20 protein-coding genes are annotated in these 21,325 nt (G+C 45.0%); 11 read left to right on the plus strand and 9 right to left on the minus strand.

The features are described from left to right. Window positions 1–14: 14 nt before the first annotated feature. From ADP71_RS02245 to ADP71_RS02265, 5 genes are all read left to right on the plus strand, one after another. Entirely contained in the window at window positions 15–440 is a 426-nt protein-coding gene (locus ADP71_RS02245; RefSeq protein WP_171460859.1) for a type IV pilin protein, read from the plus strand. Between the two features lie 86 nt (window positions 441–526). Continuing rightward, window positions 527–1,378: a presqualene diphosphate synthase HpnD gene (hpnD, locus tag ADP71_RS02250; RefSeq protein ID WP_171460860.1), complete on the plus strand. Its 852-nt coding sequence runs from the start codon at window positions 527–529 to the stop codon at window positions 1,376–1,378. Further along, a complete protein-coding gene (gene hpnE, locus ADP71_RS02255; RefSeq protein ID WP_104931398.1) occupies window positions 1,375–2,679 on the plus strand; it encodes a hydroxysqualene dehydroxylase HpnE in 1,305 nt (434 codons plus the stop codon). The genes hpnD and hpnE overlap by 4 nt, the downstream gene beginning before the upstream one ends. Window positions 2,680–2,782: 103 nt before the next feature. Further along, window positions 2,783–4,150: a DNA repair protein RadA gene (radA, locus tag ADP71_RS02260; RefSeq protein WP_019957335.1), complete on the plus strand. Its 1,368-nt coding sequence runs from the start codon at window positions 2,783–2,785 to the stop codon at window positions 4,148–4,150. A gap of 22 nt (window positions 4,151–4,172) precedes the next feature. Next, a complete protein-coding gene (locus tag ADP71_RS02265; protein WP_171460861.1) occupies window positions 4,173–6,314 on the plus strand; it encodes an AAA family ATPase in 2,142 nt (713 codons plus the stop codon). A gap of 64 nt (window positions 6,315–6,378) precedes the next feature. Here the strand turns inward: ADP71_RS02265 and ADP71_RS02270 are convergent, their stop codons facing one another. From ADP71_RS02270 to ADP71_RS02300, 7 genes are all read right to left on the minus strand, one after another. Next, entirely contained in the window at window positions 6,379–6,870 is a 492-nt protein-coding gene (locus tag ADP71_RS02270) for a DUF4442 domain-containing protein (protein ID WP_019957337.1), read from the minus strand. Further along, a complete protein-coding gene (ygfZ, locus tag ADP71_RS02275) occupies window positions 6,867–7,748 on the minus strand; it encodes a CAF17-like 4Fe-4S cluster assembly/insertion protein YgfZ (RefSeq protein ID WP_019957338.1) in 882 nt (293 codons plus the stop codon). Before ygfZ ends, ADP71_RS02270 begins: the two co-directional genes overlap by 4 nt. After that, window positions 7,749–8,870 carry an N-ethylmaleimide reductase gene (gene nemA, locus ADP71_RS02280; protein ID WP_019957339.1) on the minus strand — a complete coding sequence of 374 codons (1,122 nt, stop codon included), beginning with the start codon at window positions 8,868–8,870 and terminating at the stop codon, window positions 7,749–7,751. Window positions 8,871–8,948: 78 nt separating this feature from the next. Then, window positions 8,949–10,922, minus strand: a complete 1,974-nt coding sequence (locus ADP71_RS02285; protein WP_019957340.1) for a DNA topoisomerase IV subunit B — start codon at window positions 10,920–10,922, stop codon at window positions 8,949–8,951. Window positions 10,923–11,059: 137 nt separating this feature from the next. Further along, window positions 11,060–11,545 (minus strand): hypothetical protein, encoded by a 486-nt coding sequence (locus ADP71_RS02290; protein ID WP_051082961.1) that lies wholly within the window; start codon window positions 11,543–11,545, stop codon window positions 11,060–11,062. A 42-nt stretch (window positions 11,546–11,587) separates the two neighbouring features. Beyond that, window positions 11,588–12,136: an RNA pyrophosphohydrolase gene (locus ADP71_RS02295; protein WP_019957342.1), complete on the minus strand. Its 549-nt coding sequence runs from the start codon at window positions 12,134–12,136 to the stop codon at window positions 11,588–11,590. A 122-nt stretch (window positions 12,137–12,258) separates the two neighbouring features. After that, window positions 12,259–12,867, minus strand: a complete 609-nt coding sequence (locus ADP71_RS02300; protein ID WP_019957343.1) for a hypothetical protein — start codon at window positions 12,865–12,867, stop codon at window positions 12,259–12,261. 241 nt (window positions 12,868–13,108) lie between these two features. Here ADP71_RS02300 and ADP71_RS02305 point away from each other — a divergent pair, with 241 nt between their 5' ends. The 5 genes from ADP71_RS02305 (at window position 13,109) to argF (ending at window position 17,243) form a co-directional block, all read left to right on the plus strand. Further along, window positions 13,109–13,903 (plus strand): thymidylate synthase, encoded by a 795-nt coding sequence (locus tag ADP71_RS02305; protein ID WP_019957345.1) that lies wholly within the window; start codon window positions 13,109–13,111, stop codon window positions 13,901–13,903. Continuing rightward, window positions 13,900–14,391: a dihydrofolate reductase gene (locus tag ADP71_RS02310; protein WP_019957346.1), complete on the plus strand. Its 492-nt coding sequence runs from the start codon at window positions 13,900–13,902 to the stop codon at window positions 14,389–14,391. The genes ADP71_RS02305 and ADP71_RS02310 overlap by 4 nt, the downstream gene beginning before the upstream one ends. A gap of 158 nt (window positions 14,392–14,549) precedes the next feature. Then, the gene (locus ADP71_RS02315) at window positions 14,550–14,903 is read left to right on the plus strand and encodes a hypothetical protein (RefSeq protein WP_104931402.1); all 354 of its coding nucleotides are present in this window, start codon (window positions 14,550–14,552) and stop codon (window positions 14,901–14,903) included. Between the two features lie 204 nt (window positions 14,904–15,107). Then, complete coding sequence (dapE, locus tag ADP71_RS02320; RefSeq protein ID WP_104931403.1) at window positions 15,108–16,232, plus strand: succinyl-diaminopimelate desuccinylase; 1,125 nt, start codon at window positions 15,108–15,110, stop codon at window positions 16,230–16,232. 12 nt (window positions 16,233–16,244) lie between these two features. Further along, window positions 16,245–17,243 carry an ornithine carbamoyltransferase gene (gene argF, locus ADP71_RS02325; protein WP_019957349.1) on the plus strand — a complete coding sequence of 333 codons (999 nt, stop codon included), beginning with the start codon at window positions 16,245–16,247 and terminating at the stop codon, window positions 17,241–17,243. A gap of 183 nt (window positions 17,244–17,426) precedes the next feature. On the opposite strand, the gene lptG is transcribed toward argF, so the two are convergent. Both lptG and lptF read right to left on the minus strand, forming a co-directional pair. Beyond that, on the minus strand, window positions 17,427–18,497 hold the full coding sequence (gene lptG / locus ADP71_RS02330) for an LPS export ABC transporter permease LptG (protein WP_104931404.1): 1,071 nt from the start codon (window positions 18,495–18,497) through the stop codon (window positions 17,427–17,429). Continuing rightward, window positions 18,494–19,603, minus strand: coding sequence for an LPS export ABC transporter permease LptF (gene lptF / locus ADP71_RS02335; protein WP_019957351.1), 1,110 nt, complete (start codon window positions 19,601–19,603; stop codon window positions 18,494–18,496). Before lptF ends, lptG begins: the two co-directional genes overlap by 4 nt. A gap of 107 nt (window positions 19,604–19,710) precedes the next feature. Between lptF and ADP71_RS02340 the strand changes: the two genes are divergently transcribed. Next, a complete protein-coding gene (locus tag ADP71_RS02340; protein WP_019957352.1) occupies window positions 19,711–21,150 on the plus strand; it encodes a leucyl aminopeptidase in 1,440 nt (479 codons plus the stop codon). Window positions 21,151–21,325: the final 175 nt, after the last annotated feature.

The following is a 21,325-nucleotide window of genomic DNA, read 5'->3' on the forward strand; positions in this document are numbered from 1 at the left end:
GTAGGATGATGAGTATGAGTCGATTGCATCAAAAAGGTTTTTCGCTGACTGAAATGATGGTAGCACTTGTGATTTTGGGTATTATCGTGGGTATTACTTTGCCTTTGTACAGCCGTCATGTTGAAAATACCCGTTTAACCCAAGCTAGATCTGTGGCGTTGCAATTACAACAAGAATTAAAAGTGTTGAAATTAAGAGCAGGTCAAATTACAGATGCCGAAATTGAAGCAGTCAATGAAAAAGCTGTTAGCTTAACCACTGAAAATAACTTAACGGCGTTTTTTGAGTTTGAAGCTGCTTTGGTGGGTAACAAGACATTTGTTAGCGTGACGCCTTTAGATACGTCAAAAGCTGGTTTGTATACAGATTCAACGGGTGAAGTATTTAAATGTCCAGATGCTGCCAGCGTGGCAGCTCGCTCTTCTTGTACCAAGTATTAAACGTAAACAGATTCTTTTTTACAAGCAATACGCCATGTGGGCCAAAACACGTTAAAATGTATGTGAAAATATGATTGGAGCGTGTTTTGGATTCGTTGGCCTATTGTCAGCAAAAAGCCGCCGCGAGCGGCTCTAATTTTTTGGTCAGTTTCAAATTTTTAAATCAATCTAAAAAAGATGCTTTGACCATCATCTATGCCTTTTGCCGAGAAGTAGACGACATTGTAGACGATTGCACTGATGCCAATGTGGCGATGCAAACCTTACAATGGTGGCGTCAAGACTTGGCAAAAGTGTTTGTGGACGGTGAGGTGCCTGAGCATCCTGTACACCAAGCCATTGCAAGCATCAAAGAGCACTATCAATTGCCGCAAGAAGAGTTTGTGGCCATCATCGATGGCATGCAAATGGATTTGCAGCAAGCTCGTTATAACAGTTTTGGTGACTTACAATTGTACTGCCATCGTGTCGCTGGTGTGGTCGGTCGTCTGATTGTGCGAGTTTTGGGATTTAAAAACCCACAAACTTTGGAATATGCCGACAAAATGGGTTTGGCTTTACAATTAACCAACATTATTCGTGATGTGGGCGAAGATGTACGCAATGGTCGGATTTATTTGCCTGTAGAAGATTTGCAGAAGTTCTTTGTGTTGGCGACTGATTTGATGGCTTTGAAATCCACGCCTGAGTTTGAGCAAATGATGCAGTTTCAAATTGATCGTGCTAATCGAACGTATCAAGAGGCGATGGCTTTGTTGCCACCAGAGGACAAACAAGCACAGAAAATTGGTTTTATCATGGCAGCGATTTACCACACTTTATTGGATGAAATTCAAAAAGACGGTGGTCACAATGTCTTACGGTATAAAATTGCCATTCCCAATCCGCGTAAATTGCGCATTGCTTTGAAAACATGGTTATTTGGATTTAAGCCATGAAACCGAATATAGCCATTATTGGGGCAGGCTGGGCAGGCTTGGCTGCTGCGATGCAGCTGTCTGCCTATGCCAAAGTGACGGTGTTTGAAGCCAGCAAACAAGCAGGTGGTAGGGCCCGTGGTTTGACTGCTAAAAATCAAGTATTTGAGCATGTTGATAATGGTCAGCATTTGTTGTTAGGTGCATACCATCAAGTGTTACGCTTGCGTCAGCAAGCTGGTGTATCGGCGCAGCAAGACACATTGCGTCTGCCTTCGCAGTGGCATTTATTAGATGGTTTGGATTTTACAACGCCCAAATTACCAGCCCCAGTTCATGTTATATGGGGTTTGTTAAGAGCCAAAACATGGCGATTTTCTGATAAAAAGCGATTTTTACAGGATGCATATGCACTCAAAAGTGCTGTCTCTTGGCTGAAAACTCACGATATCAGTGTGCAAACTTGGCTGCATCAGCGTCAAGTACCGCAAAAACACATTGCTGAATTTTGGCAACCTTTGGTTTTGGCAACCATGAACACACCTCTGGACATTGCCAGTTTGCGTATTTTGGCAGTAGTGGTGACAGAGGGGATGCTCAACGAGCGTCAAGACAGTGATTTTTGTTTGGCACAAGTGGATTTACAGCAGTGGTGGGTTGACCCTGTTTGCCGTTATTTGCGTCGCCATGGTGTCAATATACAATTGCAAACCCGCGTACAAAATTTACCAAAAGATGTGGATGGTCGACATTGGTTTGTAGATGGACAATGTTTTGATCGTGTGATTGTCGCGACTGCGCCTTATCATGTGGTCGATGTGTTGGGTGAGCATGCATCTTCGGTGCAAACTTATTTTGAACAATTGACATACAGCGCGATTACCACAGTTTATCTGCGTTATCCTGAGCCATTGACTTTGCCACATACCATTCAAGGGACGGCATATGGTTTGAGTCAATGGGTGATTCATCGTGATCAATTGAATGCCAATCATCGCAACGAAGTGGCAGTGGTCATCAGTGTGTCTGAGCAGCATGAAAACATGACACCGCAAAAATGGGCGGATGCTGTGCATCAAGATTTGTTGCAATGGCAACCCAATTTGCCTCAGCCTATGGCTTCACAAGTCATTACTGAAAAACGTGCGACGGCTCATGCAACCGTTAACCGAGCTTTGCCGTCTATGGCTGCTTTGAATAAGCAAGGCGTGTATTTGGCAGGCGATTATTGTCACCCGCATTATCCTGCAACTTTAGAAGGTGCAGTGCAAAGTGGTCAAATGGCCGCAGCCATGTGTTTGGCTGATTGGAAAAGTATTTAATGTGTTTGACCAAAGTGAAGATTCAAGCGTCCTGAAAGCAATTGGCATTGGCGTGTATCTGTTATCTGTATTCTAGCAACCCATACAAGCGTCCTGAAAGATTATGGCCAAAGTTAAAACGCAATACCAATGTACAGAGTGTGGTGGTAGCACTTTGAAATGGCAGGGGCAATGTCCTGCTTGTGGGCAATGGAATACCTTGCAAGAAAGTGTCATTTTGCCTGAAAGCCAAAACCGTTTTGATGCGTGGAGCCAAACCAGCAGCAAAGTGCAAAACTTGGCAGATATTACCGCTGAAGAAGTGCCTCGCTCTAGTACAGGTTTGTCTGAATTAGACCGTGTGTTAGGTGGCGGTTTGGTTGAGGGCGCGGTGGTTTTGATTGGTGGCGATCCTGGTATAGGTAAATCTACTTTATTGTTACAAGCGAACGCATTGATGGGGGCTAATCGTGCTTGCTTGTATGTTTCAGGCGAAGAGTCGGCGCAGCAAGTGGCTTTGCGGGCACAGCGTTTGAGCTTGAATCCTGCACACATTCACTTATTGGCAGAAATTCGTCTAGAGGCCATTGTGCAACATCTGCGCGAGCGCCAGCCTAAAGTGGCGGTCATCGATTCGATTCAAACGCTGTATTCAGATCAAATCACTTCTGCTCCAGGCTCAGTGTCGCAAGTGCGGGAGTGTGCCGCGCAATTGACACGTGTGGCCAAGCAAACAGGTGTAACCATTTTGTTGGTGGGGCATGTGACCAAAGATGGCGCCATTGCAGGACCTCGTGTGTTAGAGCATATGGTGGATGCGGTTTTGTATTTTGAAGGCGATACGCACAGTAATTATCGTATGATACGAGCCATTAAAAACCGTTTTGGTGCTGCCAATGAGCTCGGTGTGTTTGCGATGACGGACAAAGGTTTGAAAGGTGTGGCAAACCCATCAGCGATTTTTTTGGCGTCTTATCGGGATGATGTCCCCGGTTCTTGTGTATTGGTCACGCAAGAAGGCAGTCGTCCATTATTGGTAGAAATTCAAGCTTTGGTAGACGATGCACATGGTTTCACACCCAAACGCCTGACTGTAGGCTTGGAGCAAAATCGTTTGGCGATGCTATTGGCCGTCCTCAATCGCCATGCAGGCATTGCTTGTTTTGATCAAGATGTGTTTTTGAATGCGGTGGGTGGCGTTAAAATCATGGAGCCTGCTGCTGACTTGGCAGTGATTTTGGCCATGGTCTCTAGCCATCGCAATCGACCTTTGCCGCAAAAAATGATTGTGTTTGGTGAAATAGGTTTGTCAGGCGAGGTGCGTCCTGTATCTCGTGGGCAAGAGCGTTTGAAAGAGGCTGAGAAATTGGGTTTTACCCATGCCATCATTCCCAAAGCCAATTTGCCGCGTCAAAAAAGTGATTTTCCCCAACTAACCCTACATGGGGTATCTTCTATCCAAGAAGCTGTTGAAATTTGTCGTCGCGACTGAGCAATCAGTGTGAGAGGAATCTATGTCAGAGAGTGAGAAACGTGTGAGCGATGAAATTGATGTAGAAGATGTAGAGCCTATCGATCCTTTGTCTTTATTGCAGCAAAACCAAATCGACCCTGCTACCGAATTGTTGTTGCAGGCTTGGATTTGGCAGATGTTGTTGCCTTTGGGTGGTCAACTGGATTTCATTGGTGACCATGGTTTTGAAGACATGAATGTGGCCAATTTGTTAAAAGCACATTTGTGGTTTGAGACCGAAGATGAATATGAACCGATTGCCGCCAGAGCGCAGCTTAAGCGACATTATATGCAATGGCAACAACACATTCATTGGGATGGTTTGTACGAAAAAGGTGTCCCTAATGTTTTGAAAGCCAATATTGCTGCTTGGCAAGAATTGTTAGGCTTGAATGCCACCGAAAGCAAAATTCTGACTTTTGTGATTTTGCTTTACCATCACAATGTATTGAATCAAGCCGCACAATTGATGGGCGAGCTGAACAGCCGTCAGGTGGTTTTGGCGTTGTCGGTAATTTTACAATTGCCTGAAGCCGATGTTCGAGAAGCTTTAGGGCATCAGCAAACTTTGTTTCACACAGGTTTGCTTAAAGTTGATCACAGCAGTGAATATCCTTTGCGCAGCAAGATTGATTTGATGAGTGGTTATTTTGCCACTTGGATGTGTTTGGAGTGTATCAGTCCAGTTGAGTTGCTCAAACGCCATGTTCATGTGGCACCGAATACCGAATTGGCTTTGGATGATTTTGCGCACTTGGGGACTTTGGTGCCTGCCTTGCGCCATTATGTGCCTAAAGTCATGTCGCAACAGCAAGCAGGTTGCAATATTTTGATTTACGGTGTGGCAGGTACGGGCAAAACCGAATTCACACGCGCTTTGGCGCAAGAGTTGGGTTTAGAATGCATTGAAGTGGCATGGGCAGATGATGAAGGGAATCCTGCTAACCGTGAGGCACGCATGAGTGCGTTGCGTGCTGCGCAGCATATTTTCGCCAAGCAAAACATTCTATTGTTATTTGATGAAGTCGAAGACGTCTTTAATACGGAGCAAAAAGACTATCAATTGAACAAAGCGTGGCTCAATCGCATGTTGGAACAAAATGCGGTACCAACGGTGTGGATTACCAATCGTGTGGACATGATGGACAGGGCGGCTTTGCGCCGCTTTGACATGGTCATTGAGATGAAAGCCCCTCCAAGAGCCAAGCGGCGTGAGATGATTGCACGCTTGACCAAAGGCTTTTTGAATGCAGCCGAAGTGGAACAACTGGCTGAGCATGAAGATTTGGTGCCTGCGATGTTAGAACGTGCACACAAAGTCACCGAGCAAGTTGCCGAGGTGCTCAGTGCAGCTGAGCAAGCGGTTTTGTATAAGCAATTGTTGCATAGCACGCTCAAAGCGCAAGGCATCAGTTCTTATTTGAATCGCAAAAGCGATTATGGTGCGTTATACGATGTGGCTTGGATCAATACCCATCATGATTTACAGCAATTGTCACAAGGTTTGGCCAATCATGCGGTCGGCAGTTTGTGTTTGTACGGTCCGCCAGGCACAGGTAAAAGTGCTTATGTGAAGTGGTTGGCACGCCAATTAGGACGGCCGCTATTGTATAAAAAAGGCTCGGATTTATTGTCCAAATATGTGGGCGAAAGTGAGCGTTTGATTGCGGAGGCTTTTGAAGAGGCAATACGTGACGATGCCATTTTGATTTTTGATGAAGTGGACAGTTTTTTACAAGACCGCCGCCAAGCAAGCCAAAATTGGGAAGTGACACAAGTCAATGAAATGCTCACACAAATGGAAGCATTCTCAGGTATTTTTGTGGCAACGACCAACTTAATGAAGCATTTGGATCAAGCGGCTTTGCGCCGTTTTGATTTTAAAATCGAGTTTGGCTTTTTGCGTTTGGAACAGCGCTGGCAATTGTTTCAAGCCTATTGTCAGCATTTTGGCTTGGCATGTCCACACAGCTTAGAATATGCAGTAGGCAAATTGCATGTGTTAACGCCAGGGGATTTTGCGGTGGTGGTGAAATGTTCACGCATTACGCCGATACAATCTGCCGAGCAATTTTTACAATTGCTGCAAGCGGAATGTGCGCTCAAAGAACAAGGCTCTAAAACGGCCTTAGGCTTTATGTAGTTTGTAGGCTAAGCCATGTTTACAGGACGCTTGTAAGCGTCCTGTAAATGATGACAGCATTTTGTCAGTCTTGTCGACGGTATTCAGGCTTTAAACGGATGTACAAAGTGCGTTTGACTTTGGCAATCACTTGACCGTTGGCATCGACAATGTGATTTTCCAAGACGGGAAAATGTTTGTCGCCATCGTTACAGGCCGCTTTGATTTGGGCAATTTTTTCGGGCAACAAATGACATTCAAAATACGCCGCTTGATAAGCGGGTTTGATGAATTCAATGGTGGCTTCTTTGTCCCAAACAAAATATTGCTTACCAAAAATACCTAATAACATCAATGGATAAACCGGGTCGGTCATGGCAAACAAATTGCCACCGAACTGGCTGCCATTGACATTGCGTGTGGCAGGCCAAGCGCGCAGCTTGACTTTGCAACGACTAAAATCATCCGATAACTCTTGGATGTAAATGCCTGCAAACAAAAATGGCGGCCAAACATTCATAAAACGGCGCAAACGTGTGGCATCGGAAAACACCCATTGTTTGAGCTGTTCTATCATGATGCTGGATTCACTTGATAAAAGCGGCGTTTGAAGTCTAAGCCAGCGGCTTTTTCAGTGTGCAAACGTTCTTCACCCACGCTGTGTTTGACCACTGCCAAAATCAAAGAACCCATCGCTTGCGGTACGGTGTTAATGACCACGCCCACTTCTTCATCCGCATCGTCCAACAAAGCTTCGCCAGCTTCCACTAAATTCTGAGAGCCATACATCACCAAACCACGTTTGACCTGACCTCGGTATTGTGCGCGGGCAATGATTTCTTGGCCTGGGTAACAGCCTTTGCGAAAATGCACGCCACCTAAAAGGTGTTGGTTTAACATTTGCGCCACGCAAGTTTCGGTATTGGCTGCTACAATCCATGGATAACCATGATTGATTTCATGGCTCAACCATTGGTAAGCTGACTTTTCATGGTATTCAGGCAAGCTTGCAGTATCGCCGACCAGTAATTCGCCAGCATGTGGCAATGCAATGCGCCAAAAATCTTGTTGTTCTGTTGCATTTAATAATAATGGTGGCGTTTCTGGTAAATCAAAATCTTCATCAGTAGGTTGTAAGCTGCCAGCCACGCTTAAAGTTTCAGAGGCATTTTCCAATACTGCTTTGCTGCGCATCACAAACATGCGCAAGCGTTTGGCTGTGACTTCGATTAAATCTTGCGCCATGATGAGCCACAAAGCGTCTCCCGTGTTTAAAACCAACATATTGGCTAAGACACGACCTTTGGGCGTGTTGTAAGTGGCGTAGCAAGCTTGAGAGGCAGGCAGATTATTAATGTCGTTAGACAATTGGTTGTGCAAAAAAGCCGCACGGTCTTCGCCTGTGACTTTTAATACACCCAAAAAAGGCAATAAGCTGTTTGAGGTATGGGTCATTTACATGCTTTCTATGTGGGTAGATAAAAATGGATAATCAGTATAGCCCTTCGCATCACCGCCATAAACCGTTTCAGCACGATAAGGATTCAGGTCGCTTTGTTGGGCGATGCGCTCAGGATAATCAGGGTTGGCAATGAATGCACGACCAAAAGCGGCAGCATCGATTAGATTGGCATCTATCAAACGTTGCGCTTTTTCAGGCGTATACAAACCCGCACCAATCAAGCAGCCTGTAAAGCGTTGGCGAATTTGTTGGCGCAATTCATCGCTTAAAGAGGCTTCGCCTGCATAATCTGGCTCTGAAATATGCAAATACAACACGCCTTTTTGATGCAATTGTTCAATCAATTGCAAGCTTTCGGCTTCACCCAAATCACTTGGCATGCCGTTGAATTTACCCAAAGGCGAAATGCGGATGCCAACGTGCTCACTGTCCCAAGCTGCGATACATGCATCGACCACATCCATGATTAAGCGGCTGCGATTTTCAAAGCTGCCACCATATTGGTCGTCACGGTGGTTGATAGATGACAATAAAAATTGATGTAACAAATAACCATGTGCAGCATGGATTTCCACAAAATCAAAACCTGCGGCTTGAGCACGTTTTGTCGCTGCGGCAAAGTCAGCAATCACTTGTTCAATTTCTGCCAAAGAAGCCGCGCGTGTGGCGGTGGTATCAACACGATAAACTTGACCTTGCGCATCTTTGAGCGAAGTGCGAACCGCTTCAATGTCGACGGCAGAAGCTGAAATCGGCGCTAAGCCTTCAGGCTGTAAGCTTTGGTGCGATACCAAACCTGTGTGCCACAATTGCACACCAATTTTACCGCCTTGAGCGTGAACGGCAGCAGTAACATTTTTCCATGCCGCTTGTTGCTCATCGGTGTGTAGACCTGGTGCACCAGCATAGCCTTTGGCTTGAGCAGAGATTTGTGTGGCTTCTGCAATGATAAAGCCCGCACTGGCGCGTTGGGCATAGTATTGTGCTGCCAATGGGCCAGGGATATCGCCTGGCTCAATCGAGCGCAAACGGGTTAACGGTGCCATGATGATGCGATTGGATAATGTCATTTGACCGACAGTCAAAGGTTGAAACAAAGATTTAAATGCAGACACAGTGCTTCCTTTTGTGATTGTATGTGTGAATGAAAGTTAAAAACCGCTTCCAGTAGAAGCGGCCTGTAAAAATACAGCTTAAATATCTACGTCCACATCGCGACCTTGCGCTTCCATCCAAGCCCGACGGCTGGCTGCTTCCCCTTTGCCCATCAATTTCACAAAGATGGCATGGGTTTGTTCATGTTCTTGTTCTGGGATGGACACAGGTAACAAGCGGCGTGTATCTGGATGCATGGTCGTGTCTTTAAGTTGGTCGGGATTCATCTCACCCAAGCCTTTAAAACGGCTGATACTGTATGCTGTCTCTTTGACACCTTCTTGTTGCAAACGGTCTAAAATGCTGTTTAATTCTTGCTGATCTAGTGCATACAATTTACGTGCAGATTTGGTTTTGCCTTGCGCATTGACATCCACGCGGAATAACGGTGGTTGAGCAATAAAAATATGACCGTGAGCGATTAATTGTGGGAAATGGCGGTAGAACAGCGTCAATAATAAAACTTGAATGTGAGAGCCATCCACGTCGGCATCGGATAAAATCGCGATTTTGCCATATCGCAAACCTGATAAATCCACTTTGTCATTCGGGCCGTGTGGGTCGACGCCGATGGCAACCGAAATATCATGGATTTCATTGTTGGCAAACAATTGGTCTTGGTGGGTTTCAAACGAATTTAAAACTTTACCACGCAAAGGTAAAATCGCTTGAGTGGCTTTGTTGCGTGCCAATTTGGCAGAACCACCTGCCGAATCACCTTCGACCAAGAACAATTCATTTTCGCGTATGTCTTCGCTTTCACAGTCGGTTAATTTGCCAGGCAAAACCGCCACGCCTGAGCCTTTGCGTTTTTCAATTTTCTTAACGGATCGCTGGCGTGCTTGTGCTTGTTTGATGGCCAATTCGGCAATTTTTTTACCAATTTCAGTGTCTTTGTTCAACGCCAATTCAATGGCATCGACCGCCACTGCAGACACCAAGCGCAAGGCATCACGATTGGTTAATTTGTCTTTGGTCTGACCTTGGAATTGTGGATCTAAAACCCGCGCTGACAAAACAAACGCCGCTTTGGCAAACACATCATCGGCCTGTAATTTGATGCCTCGTGGCAATAAATTGTGGTGTTCAATGAAATTGCTAACGCCAATGAATAAAGCTTGTTTGAGCCCTGCAATATGGGTGCCACCCAATGGCGTCGGAATCAAATTGACATAGCTTTCATTGGCAATAGAACCTTCTTCTAAAAAAGACAGGGCAAATGCAGCGCCTTCGCCAGCTTGAAAATCGTCATGCTCGGAGCCGATATATTGTGCGGTATGTAAAATAGGTACCAGCAATTGAGCATGGTTTTGTTCAACCAAATCTTGCAAATACCCTTGTAAGCCATCAGGATAATGCCATTCTTGCACTTGAGAGTTGGCCAAAGTCAAACTGACTTTGACACCGGGCAACAAAACGGCTTTGGCACGCAATAAGCGTTCGATTTCAGCAATAGAATAGTGAGCATCTTCAAAATATTGTCCATCAGGCCACACGCGCACCGTCGTGCCAGTATCTTTTTTGGCGCAAGTGCCGATGGCTTGCAAAGGCTCGATAATATCGCCGCCTGCAAAGACAATTTTCGATATCACACCATCGCGTTTGACAGTAACTTCTAAACGGGTAGACAAGGCATTGGTCACTGATACACCTACGCCATGCAAGCCGCCTGAAAACGCATAAGCACCACCGTCTTTTTTATTGAATTTACCGCCAGCATGTAAACGGGTGAATACCAATTCGACGACGCTCACTTGCTCGCTAGGATGCAAACCCACAGGAATACCACGACCATTATCAGCAATACTCATCGAGCCATCGGTATGAATGGTGACAGCGATGGTCGAAGCGTAGCCACCCAGAGCTTCATCGGCTGCGTTGTCGATGACTTCTTGGCAAATGTGAGTAGGATTGTCGGTGCGAGTGTACATGCCTGGACGCTGTTTAACAGGTTCCAAGCCTTTTAAGACTGTGACGCTGGATTCGTCATATTGCTGCTGTAAATCTGACATAAGGAGTGTGAGCGATTCAAAAATGGGATTAGTGTAACGGTTTTTGCCGTATTACCACAAATGCAATACAAATCAGGCAAAATTCCGCTCAACTTACATGAGGTTGAAGGTCTTTTTTTCAATCAGAGTGTGACAGTTTATTTTTTTAAACGGATTTTGCCTTTGGGCTGAGTCCGCGCGAATTGAATTGGAGCGGCCTGTAAGCGTTCTAGCAGTAAGTTGATGCGTTTGATTTTGTGCGCTCGCACAGCTTTTCCCAAAAAAGAGGGCGCGTTGATGGGAAAGTAAATCATTTTGAATAAAAAATTAACCGCTTCCAAAACCTCTAAATTGGCACTGCCGTCGGTATTGGGTTGTAAGTGCAATTCGGTCAAGCTGGTGAGCCAGCCCTTGCCTTTGCGAAAGACTTGTATGCCGTTATGTTCGGACAGGTGTTTGTAGCCGTAAGCTTGTGCAAAGGTTTGTATGGTAGACAAGATGTTGTCTTGGCTAGGAATATGAACCACGCATTTGGGTGCCGATTTGGCAGCATTCTGAGCCATCCATGCCATTGCTCCCAAAAGAACGCCAAGATACGATAAAAAGGCCAATAAAAATATGAGCATCCAAACAATATCTGACATGGTAATCCTTCTATGATGAGCAAAAAAGATGCGTGGGTTCAGTCACGCATCTTGGTTCAGGCTGACATTGATTCCAATAGAGTGTTGTTTGCGTTGTTGATAGGTTTCCCAGTTTTCAAGCGGCCTTAAAAAACGCGATAATTCTTGTAAGGCATCCAAATAGACATTGCGTTTGAAGTCTATGACTTCATCGACAGGTGCCCAATAATCATGCCAACGCCATGCATCAAATTCAGGTTTGGTATTGGCACGCAAATACACATCGCATTCACGCCCAGTTAGGCGCAATAAATACCAAATTTGCTTTTGCCCACGATAAGAACCGCGCCATTCACGTTTCACCCAAGTACTGGGCACATCGTAGCGCAGCCAATCGCGTGTGCGCCCTAAGATTTTGACATGGTGTGGTGACAAGCCGACTTCTTCCATCAATTCTCGATACATGGCTGCTTCTGGGCTTTCGCCTGGTTTGATGCCGCCTTGTGGAAATTGCCAGTTGTATTCTCGTACACGTTTGCCCCAGAATACTTGATTGCGATTGTTGACGATGATGATGCCAACATTGGGGCGATAACCTTCTCTGTCTAACATGCTCATTCGCCCAATATGAATAATAGTTACTTACATTGTCGCATAAATGCATTGGGGCAGCCATATTTGTGTCACAGATAACGGTGGCTTTGCAATCAGTGTTCGGGCGTGATGAAGATCATTTATTTTTGTAAAAAGCGAAAAATCAAATGTGGGCAGTGCAGCATAATCAAAGTTGGTAAGTTGTGGTCATTGGCTTGGCTATTGGTGAAATCTCTTGCATGGTAGGTTAATAATGGCCATGGCGTGAGGCGTGCACGCAAGGTAATATTGGCTGGCGCTTGACTGAGTAAGTGATCGATATTGTGGTTGTAAATATCAATATAGGTGATGTTTTTTAAATCTATGGTTTTGGTACGCAGATGCAAAGTCGGTAAATACCAATACAAGCAATGTTCTTCAAAGACCAATTCCGTTTGAAAAATACCATGTAATAGATTCAAAACCAAATTTCTAAACAACATCACTGCCAAAGCCAATAAAATGATGTGCCACATAAAAGATGTTGTAGATGGGGAGAAACCAGACCAAAGAGGTAGCCAAGTGCTCCAAGAAGAGCTCATGATTTGTGAACACTGGTTACTGACCAAAGCACAAGTATAAGGCATTAAAAATGTCAAAATGAACAGCAAACCTAAAGTTTGCCAAATACAAATCAAAATATGGCGCAAGCGTGCTTCTGCGGAAAAGCCGAGGCGAAGTAAAGCGCTGGGTGGTTCAGAATGTGCCATGATAATCCTGATGATTTTGTTGCTTGGTATGATATTGATTTTGATTGTGTTTTTTGGTTCGGCGTCAAGCTTGGGAATCGTGCTTGAATGTTTGTGTTTTGCACCATTTTGCAAAATAAGTGATGGCTGAGTGGGTTTTAGAGCCATCTTCAGAATCATGTATAATAGTGTGTTTTTAAATTTTTCTGAGCATGTCTATTTCAAAAAGGCATTGCAAAATAAGAGATTGGGATGTACACACATGCAGCAATACCATGATTTGATGCGCCATGTTTTAGAGCATGGACAAGACAAAGGCGATCGTACGGGTACGGGTACACGTTCGGTTTTTGGTTACCAAATGCGCTTTGATTTGAGCGAAGGTTTTCCTGTTTTAACCACTAAAAAACTGCATTTGCGTTCTATCATTCATGAATTGTTGTGGTTTTTACAGGGCGACACCAATATTCGCTATTTGAAAGACAATGGCGTGTCGATTTGGGATGAATGGGCGGATGAAAATGGTAATTTGGGACCTGTATATGGTTATCAGTGGCGTTCTTGGCCCAATCCTAATGGCGGTCACATTGACCAAATCGCCAATGTGATTGAGCAGATTAAAACCAATCCCAACTCACGTCGCTTGATGGTGTCGGCTTGGAATCCTGCTTTGGTCGATGAAATGGCGTTGCCGCCTTGTCACGCTTTATTCCAGTTTTATGTGGCCGATGGCAAGCTCAGTTGCCAATTGTACCAACGCAGTGCCGATATTTTCTTGGGCGTGCCGTTTAACATTGCGTCTTATGCATTGCTGACGATGATGGTGGCGCAAGTGTGCGGTTTGAAACCAGGTGATTTTGTGCATACTTTGGGCGATGCGCATTTATACAGCAATCATTTTGAACAAGCGCAATTGCAATTGACCCGCACACCTAAAACTTTGCCAACAATGCAAATCAATCCTGAAGTGACCGATTTGTTCGCCTTCAAATTTGAAGACTTTGAATTGGTCGGTTACGAGCCTGATGCACACATCAAAGCGGCGGTGGCGGTATGACACCACTCATCACCTTGGTGGTCGCAACAGCAAAAAACGGATGTATTGGCATCAACAACGACATGCCGTGGCACATTCCTGAAGACTTTGCGTTTTTCAAAGCCTATACATCCGGCAAACCTGTGGTGATGGGGCGCAAAACATGGGAATCTTTGCCTAAAAAACCGCTACCGAATCGCCGCAATATTGTCATCAGCCGCAATCAAAATTATGTCGCAGAAGGCGCAGAAGTGGTCGACAGCTTACAGGCCGCTTTATCTTTGTGTGCGCAAGAAGCGGAAACCATCATCATGGGTGGGGCGCAGATTTATGCTGAGGCTTTGCCATTGGCGACCGATTTGCGTATCACTGAAGTGGACTTAATGGTCGATGGCGATGCTTTTTTCCCAAGCATAGACAAAAATCAATTTGTAGAATGCGAGCGTTTGCCACATGTCAGCGCCAAAGGCATTGGTTTTGATTTTGTGCATTATCATCGTCAAGGTTGATTTGCAATAAAGTGATTAGAAGCGTCCTGTAACGATACAGGGCGCTTTTTTATATGGTTCAAATGTAAAAAGTAAAATTACGTGAATCTATTTTTATTTTTAAACTCAAAATTCAGGAAGTGGCTCAATATGTAAGAATTGATTAAGAGGATGTGAGAATGATGTGGTCAATATGGTTGGGTATGAGCATCGTCAGTGCCATCAGTGGGCTGATGAGCAGTCGCCGTTATTTGAAATCTACATCTGCAAATCGAGGCAGTATCACGTTTTACCATGTGGTTGCGGCTTTGAATTATGTTTTGTTTGCGTTTGGTTTAGTGAGTATTGCGGGATATTTATTGGCATTAGGGACGTTGGTGCAAATCAATTTGCTGTTATTACAAACGATTACTTGTGTGATGAATGTCAGCATTGCTTTGTCGGCATTGCGAAAAGTGGGGCGTATCTTAAAAGAAAATGGTCAACAAAAAGGTGTTGAAATGGTTACACGGAGGTTACCCCAACAAATTTAAATCCAAGTGATGCCATAGTGAACAAAAGATTTTTCATGCCGTTTGGCGAGCGATTGGTATGTCACTCAGGTTTGTATGTTCTGCTTGGGTTTGTTCTTTATCAAGTGAATAAAATCATGTAAGCTTTAGAAGAGGTAAAAGTGTGCAAGCAAAAGTATATTTTGACTTGGGTTTGCGTGAGCAATGATGACGATAAAGACAGTGATGAGTACTTTAGAATTAACCAAACAATTGATGGCAAGAGCTTCGGTGACGCCTGCGGACGAAGGTTGCCAGCAAGTATTGATAAACAGATTGGAAGCGCTTGGCTTTACGGCTGAGCGTTTGCGTTTTGGTGAAACCGATAATTTGTGGTTGCGTTTTGGCACACAAAGCCCGTTGATTTGCTTTGCAGGCCACACAGATGTGGTACCAACAGGACCTGTGGAGCAATGGACTTCTGATCCATTTTTACCGATTGAGCGTGACGGCAAATTGTACGGTCGCGGTGCGGCGGATATGAAAACCAGCATTGCCGCTTTTGTGACGGCATGTGAGCGTTTGCTTGCCGATCAGCCTGATTACCCTGCCAGTATTGCATTGCTCATCACTTCTGACGAAGAAGGCGATGCACACGATGGTACGACCAAAGTGGTGGATGTGTTGCGTGAGCGTGGCGAACTGATTGATTATTGTGTTGTGGGTGAACCAACGAGCAGTACGGTTTTGGGTGACACCATCAAAAACGGTCGTCGCGGTTCCTTATCGGGCAATTTAACAGTGATTGGCAAGCAAGGTCACATCGCTTATCCGCATTTGGCGATTAATCCTGTGCATACATTTGCCCCTGCAATAGCGGATTTGACGCGTGAAGTGTGGGATGAAGGCAATGAATATTTTCCTGCGACCAGTTTTCAAATTTCCAATATTAACGGCGGTACAGGTGCTACCAATGTGATTGCGGGCAGCTTGAATGTGAAATTCAATTTCCGTTTCAGTACCGAAGTGACGGCAGAGCAATTGAAACAGCGTGTGCATGCCATTTTGGATGCGCACAATATCCAATACGAATTGGCGTGGTCTTTGTCAGGTCAACCATTTTTGACCGATGCAGGCCGCTTGACTGAAGTGGCACAAGCGGCGATTGCGGCCGAATGTGGTGTTCGCGCCGAGCTTTCTACCACAGGCGGTACCTCTGATGGCCGTTTTATCAAAGCCATTGCAAAAGAGTTGATTGAATTGGGCCCAATCAATGCCAGCATTCACCAAATTGATGAACATGTGAATGTGGCCGATATTGAGCCATTATCGAATATTTACCAACGTATGTTGGTGTCTTTGGCAGTTTAAGGGAAAGTGTAAATGTCTTCTTTGTATGGTAAACATTTTTTGAAGTTGGCGGATTTTTCACAAGCTGAAGTTTTGTCTTTGTTAAGTTTGGCGGCAGACTTGAAAGCGGCTAAGAAAAACGGTACTGAAACACAAGCTTTGCGTGGCAAAAACGTGGCGTTGATTTTTGAAAAAACCTCGACTCGTACCCGATGTGCTTTTGAAGTAGGCGCTGCCGATCAAGGTGCTACGACCACGTATTTGGGCCCCACTGGCAGCCAAATCGGTCACAAAGAAAGCATCAAAGACACCGCGCGCGTGTTGGGTCGCATGTATGATGCGATTGAGTATCGTGGTTTTGGTCAAGAGATTGTGGAGGAGTTGGCGCAATACGCTGGCGTGCCTGTTTACAATGGTTTGACAGATGAATGGCATCCAACACAAATGTTGGCGGATTTGTTGACCATGCAAGAGCATTCTACCAAGCCTCTGAATGAAATTTCGTTTGTGTACACAGGCGATGCACGTTGCAATACGGGCAATTCTTTGCTTGAAGTCGGTTGTTTGATGGGTATGGATGTGCGCATTGCAGCACCTAAAGCCTTGCAGCCAAGCGCTGAGGTGTTAGCGCATTGTATGGCTTTGGCGGCACAAAGCGGTGCGCATGTATTGGTGACGGAAGATTTACAGGCCGCTGTGCAAGGCGTGGATTTTATTCATACCGATGTGTGGGTGTCTATGGGTGAGCCTGAATCGGCGTGGCAAGAGCGCATTGCTTTGCTCAAACCTTATCAAGTGAACCGTGAATTGATGAGCGCATCAGGCAATGCCAATGTGAAATTTATGCATTGCTTGCCCGCTTTTCATGACAATGAAACCAAAGTGGGTCGTTGGATTGAAGAAACATTTGGTTTGGTGGGCGTGGAAGTGACCGATGATGTGTTTGAAAGCGAGGCCGCTGTGGTATTTGACCAAGCGGAAAACCGCATGCACACGATTAAGGCTGTTATGGTAGCGACTTTGTCACAATAAGTTTGATGGTTGTTTTTAAGCGTCCTGTAAATGTTACAGGACGCTTTGTTTATGGAATTTGAATAAGCATGGATTGAAAACGAGTGGATGCATGATGCAATTTACTGATGTCAGCCATGTATAAAAGCGTGATAAAAAAGCGTCCTGTAAATATTACAGGACGCTTAAAATAGCACATGTGTATCAACGGCGTTCTTGGCGGCGTATCCAATAAATGGCAACAATCAAGAATAACAATGTTGGCAATACGGCAGCGACTGCTGCGTTGATATTGTACAACTGAGCGCTGAAAGCAAAAAAACGATTGGCAAAGTGAAATGCCACGCCAATGAAAATGCCGACAAACAATTTCAAAGTGGTGTTGCTGCGGCGCGTGTTTTGCGGCGTGAATGCCAAGGCAATCAAGGCCATCGCCAAAGCGGCAATCGGATACGTGAGTTTGCGCCACCATGCAATTTCATAACGCTCAGATTGTTGTTGGTTGGCATTCAAATGTTGAATGTAATTGCCCAAAGCCATCAAAGACATTTGTTCTGGTTTGACTTGCAAAGCGTTCAAAACATTGTCATCGATTTGCAAAGCCAGCGTTAATTGCGCTTGTTTAGAGGCTTTGCTGCTGTTGGGTTGTAAATCAGTGATGGCGACATCGGTCAATTGCCATTGGTCATTGCCTAAATTTTTCGCTTGTTTGGCATACAAAGTTTGGGTCAATTGGTAATCAGCGTTGTGGCTGTAAATGGTGAAATCGCGCACACTTAAATCAGGCAATAACTCACCAAAATTGACATAGCGACCTTCATTTTTAATCCAAACACCTGACTGTCCAACGGGCGCATCTTTGCTTTGGGCATGGTTTTTGACCCGCTCAGCCCATTGTTGGGTTTGCGGGGCGAGCCATTCACCCAAAACAGCGGTCAAAATGGCAAACACCATGCCAAATCCAAGCAAGATGGTGACAAAGCGTTTGGTTGAAATGCCACTGGCTTTCATGACCGTCAATTCACTGCTGTTAGCCAGGCCTGATAAAGCAATCAAGCCGCCAATCAACACCGCCAAAGGCAACAATTCGTAAATGTGCGCAGGAATGAGCAAGGCAACATAGACAAACATGTTGCTTACGCTATAACCATCTTTGCCCAAATCGGCACTTTCATTCAAAACATCAAAAAACACATACAAAGCCAATAAAGCAATCAGGCTAAATAGTGTCATGGAGCCCAAGCGTTTGAGTAGGTAGCGGGTCAATAAACTCATGCGCGGTTTCCTTTCACTGCGGCTTTTAAAGTCGGCCAAAATGCGCCATTAGGTTGATTTCGATAACGCAACATCAGCCAAGCCAATGCCATCATGAAAATGTGCATCGGTAAAAAGCCAACCCAGAATGGTAAACCATCTTCAATCGCACGGCGCAGTAAAGTTAAACCGTTTTGATACACTAAAAACAGACCCACTGCGGCAATCAAATTGTAGCTGTGACCTGAGCGGGTATTAAAATGTGACAAAGGCACAGATAGCAGACCTAACACCAATACGGTTAAAGGCAGGGACAAACGCCACATCAATTCTGCTTGATGGCGAGGCTCATGACTGCCAAGGAGCGTCATTGTTGGAATGGCTTGGCGAGCGGTGCTGGCTGTAATGGGCTCAATGTCATTTTTTAGCAATAAATCCAATTGTGCAAAATGCACCACTTCATAATCGGCTTGTCCCGGTGTGCCGACATAGCGGCGACCATTGAGCAATTGTAAAGAGCGTTCAGTGGCATGTGGGTCTATGTTGAAATTACCAGATTGTGCGGTGATGACCGCACTTTTGCCATCTTCCATTTGTTCACGGATGAATAGGTTTTGGGCAATGCCTGCTTCGCTGTCGAATGTTTCGATGAAATACAAACGATGATCCCCAATACCACGAAACACACCTTGCTCGACCATAGACAAAGCTTGTTGTTGTTTGAGAATTTGTGCGTATTCTTGGCTGCGACTTTCTGCCCAAGGCAATACCGCCAAGGTCAAACCGCCAATCAATAAAGCAAAGGGTACGACAAACCATGCCACAGGTTTGAGCCAGCTGTGCAAAGACAAGCCACCTGCGCGCCATACTGCCATTTCGCTGTCACGCCAATAACGGGTTAATACGGTTAACAAACTGATGAAGACCGTTAGAATTAACAATAAGGGCGTTAAACCAACCATCCAAAAGCCAATCAAAGCACCGACGGCATCGATGGCGACACGGCCGTCTGCGGCACGTCCAAGTAAGTTGACCACTTGCGTGCACAATAAAATCGCCAACAACACCAAAAATATACCTATGGCGGTGTAAGAGAGTTCTTTTATAAATTTGCGTTGATAAATCATAATGAGCTGTTTGCCCTAACTGGCATGGTTTTAGAGGTTGTCGTCAGGTACAATAAAGTGGTTTGACGGCATAGACTTCTATTAGCCAAAATTTGGAGATAAATGATATGAAATTTAGCATAAATAGCGAAAAAAATCAGCCAGAACCAGCATCGGCTTATGTTCAGGTCACAGTAAAAGGCGATAAAAAAGAAGCGGTAGCGTATGCTGAAGTATTGAATGCATTGCAAAATACCTTAGATGCAGATGCGGCGGTAGACAGTGTCGTAAATTTGACTATGGTAGATGCAACGCTAGTACCTATGGCAGTGTTGCAAGTGACGGCAGATGCCACACGTGCCAAAATTGAAAAACAAGCTGTCAAAATTGCACAGTATTTTGAAGAGCGTCAAGCCAGCCACGCTGTGGTGGATTTGACTGCTTTGACCGCTGAGCAAGGCGCAGAGTGCTTGGAAACTTTGGTATTGGCATTTGACAAAGCGGCTTATCGTTTTGACGAACACAAACGCGATGCCAAAGCAGTGTCTTTACAAGAAGTTGAATTTTTGGCAGATGACAGCTTACAGGCCGCTTTGAATACAGCGGTGGTTTTGGCTAAAGCGATGGCATTTGCCAAAGATTTGGGCAATCAAGCACCCAATATTTGCACACCAACATTCTTGGCTGAGCAAGCCCGAGCCCATGCTGAAGCCGTAGGTGCACAAGCGGTGTTACATGATGCAGCTGCCATCCAAAGCATGGGTATGGGTTCATTTTGGTCTGTGGCCAAAGGCAGTGTTGAAACACCTTATTTGATCGAATTGACGCACAATGGCGCCGCAGATGCCAATGAACAGCCGTATGTGTTGGTTGGTAAAGGCATTACTTTTGATACAGGCGGCATTTCGTTAAAGCCAGGCGCCAACATGGATGAAATGAAATATGACATGTTCGGTGCGGCTTCTGTGATTGCAACATTCTGTGCTGCAGCCGAGTTGAATTTGCCGATTAATTTGAAAGCCATTGTACCAACTTGTGAAAACATGCCTTCAGGTGGCGCAGTGAAACCTGGTGATATTGTCAAAGCAATGAATGGCATTAGCATTGAAGTATTGAATACCGATGCCGAAGGACGTTTGATTTTGTGCGATGCGCTGTCTTATGCAGAGCAATTCAAACCTAAAGCAGTCATTGATGTCGCCACGTTGACGGGTGCTTGTATTGTGGCATTGGGTCACCAAGTCAGTGGTGTGATGGGTAATGATCAAGCATTGGTAGATGAATTGGTACAAATTGGTACAGATGTGAATGATCGTGTGTGGCAATTGCCTTTGTTTGAAGAATATCGTGACCAATTGAAGAGCAATTTTGCTGATTTGGCCAATATTGGTACTCCTGGTGCGGGCACGATTACCGCAGCCACATTCTTGTCTTATTTCACCGAAAACTATTCTTGGGCACACTTGGATGTGGCAGGTACGGCTTGGGTTAGTGGTGCTAATAAAGGTGCAAGTGGTCGTCCTGTACCGTTGTTGTTGAATTATTTGCGTGCACAAGCTGAGAAATAATAGATTTGATATAAATCAATGAAGTCTTGATAGGCCTATATTCTGATTGAATATAGGCTTTTTTTATGTGGAAAGCTTGTCTTAGATTAAAACGCGTTCCTTTATTTTTGGCATGCTTTTGCCTGCTGAGTGAAATGTATTTTTCGTTTGGTAACCCTTGTCGCAGTCATATGCC

The sequence above is a fragment of the Vitreoscilla sp. C1 genome (assembly GCF_002951955.2).
Classification (GTDB): domain Bacteria; phylum Pseudomonadota; class Gammaproteobacteria; order Burkholderiales; family Neisseriaceae; genus Vitreoscilla; species Vitreoscilla stercoraria.

What these genes read in the sequence shown, in the direction of transcription:
- ADP71_RS02300 (WP_019957343.1), bottom strand. Translation starts at nt 12,867, where the DNA reads ATGGCACATTCTGAACCACCCAGCGCTTTACTTCGCCTCGGCTTTTCC.
- ADP71_RS02340 (WP_019957352.1), top strand. Translation starts at nt 19,711, where the DNA reads ATGAAATTTAGCATAAATAGCGAAAAAAATCAGCCAGAACCAGCATCG.
- ADP71_RS02270 (WP_019957337.1), bottom strand. Translation starts at nt 6,870, where the DNA reads ATGATAGAACAGCTCAAACAATGGGTGTTTTCCGATGCCACACGTTTG.
- lptF (WP_019957351.1), bottom strand. Translation starts at nt 19,603, where the DNA reads ATGATTTATCAACGCAAATTTATAAAAGAACTCTCTTACACCGCCATA.
- radA (WP_019957335.1), top strand. Translation starts at nt 2,783, where the DNA reads ATGGCCAAAGTTAAAACGCAATACCAATGTACAGAGTGTGGTGGTAGC.
- ADP71_RS02285 (WP_019957340.1), bottom strand. Translation starts at nt 10,922, where the DNA reads ATGTCAGATTTACAGCAGCAATATGACGAATCCAGCGTCACAGTCTTA.
- dapE (WP_104931403.1), top strand. Translation starts at nt 15,108, where the DNA reads ATGAGTACTTTAGAATTAACCAAACAATTGATGGCAAGAGCTTCGGTG.
- ADP71_RS02245 (WP_171460859.1), top strand. Translation starts at nt 15, where the DNA reads ATGAGTCGATTGCATCAAAAAGGTTTTTCGCTGACTGAAATGATGGTA.
- hpnE (WP_104931398.1), top strand. Translation starts at nt 1,375, where the DNA reads ATGAAACCGAATATAGCCATTATTGGGGCAGGCTGGGCAGGCTTGGCT.
- ADP71_RS02305 (WP_019957345.1), top strand. Translation starts at nt 13,109, where the DNA reads ATGCAGCAATACCATGATTTGATGCGCCATGTTTTAGAGCATGGACAA.
- ADP71_RS02295 (WP_019957342.1), bottom strand. Translation starts at nt 12,136, where the DNA reads ATGTTAGACAGAGAAGGTTATCGCCCCAATGTTGGCATCATCATCGTC.
- ADP71_RS02265 (WP_171460861.1), top strand. Translation starts at nt 4,173, where the DNA reads ATGTCAGAGAGTGAGAAACGTGTGAGCGATGAAATTGATGTAGAAGAT.
- lptG (WP_104931404.1), bottom strand. Translation starts at nt 18,497, where the DNA reads ATGAGTTTATTGACCCGCTACCTACTCAAACGCTTGGGCTCCATGACA.
- argF (WP_019957349.1), top strand. Translation starts at nt 16,245, where the DNA reads ATGTCTTCTTTGTATGGTAAACATTTTTTGAAGTTGGCGGATTTTTCA.
- ADP71_RS02290 (WP_051082961.1), bottom strand. Translation starts at nt 11,545, where the DNA reads ATGTCAGATATTGTTTGGATGCTCATATTTTTATTGGCCTTTTTATCG.
- ADP71_RS02310 (WP_019957346.1), top strand. Translation starts at nt 13,900, where the DNA reads ATGACACCACTCATCACCTTGGTGGTCGCAACAGCAAAAAACGGATGT.
- ygfZ (WP_019957338.1), bottom strand. Translation starts at nt 7,748, where the DNA reads ATGACCCATACCTCAAACAGCTTATTGCCTTTTTTGGGTGTATTAAAA.
- ADP71_RS02315 (WP_104931402.1), top strand. Translation starts at nt 14,550, where the DNA reads ATGATGTGGTCAATATGGTTGGGTATGAGCATCGTCAGTGCCATCAGT.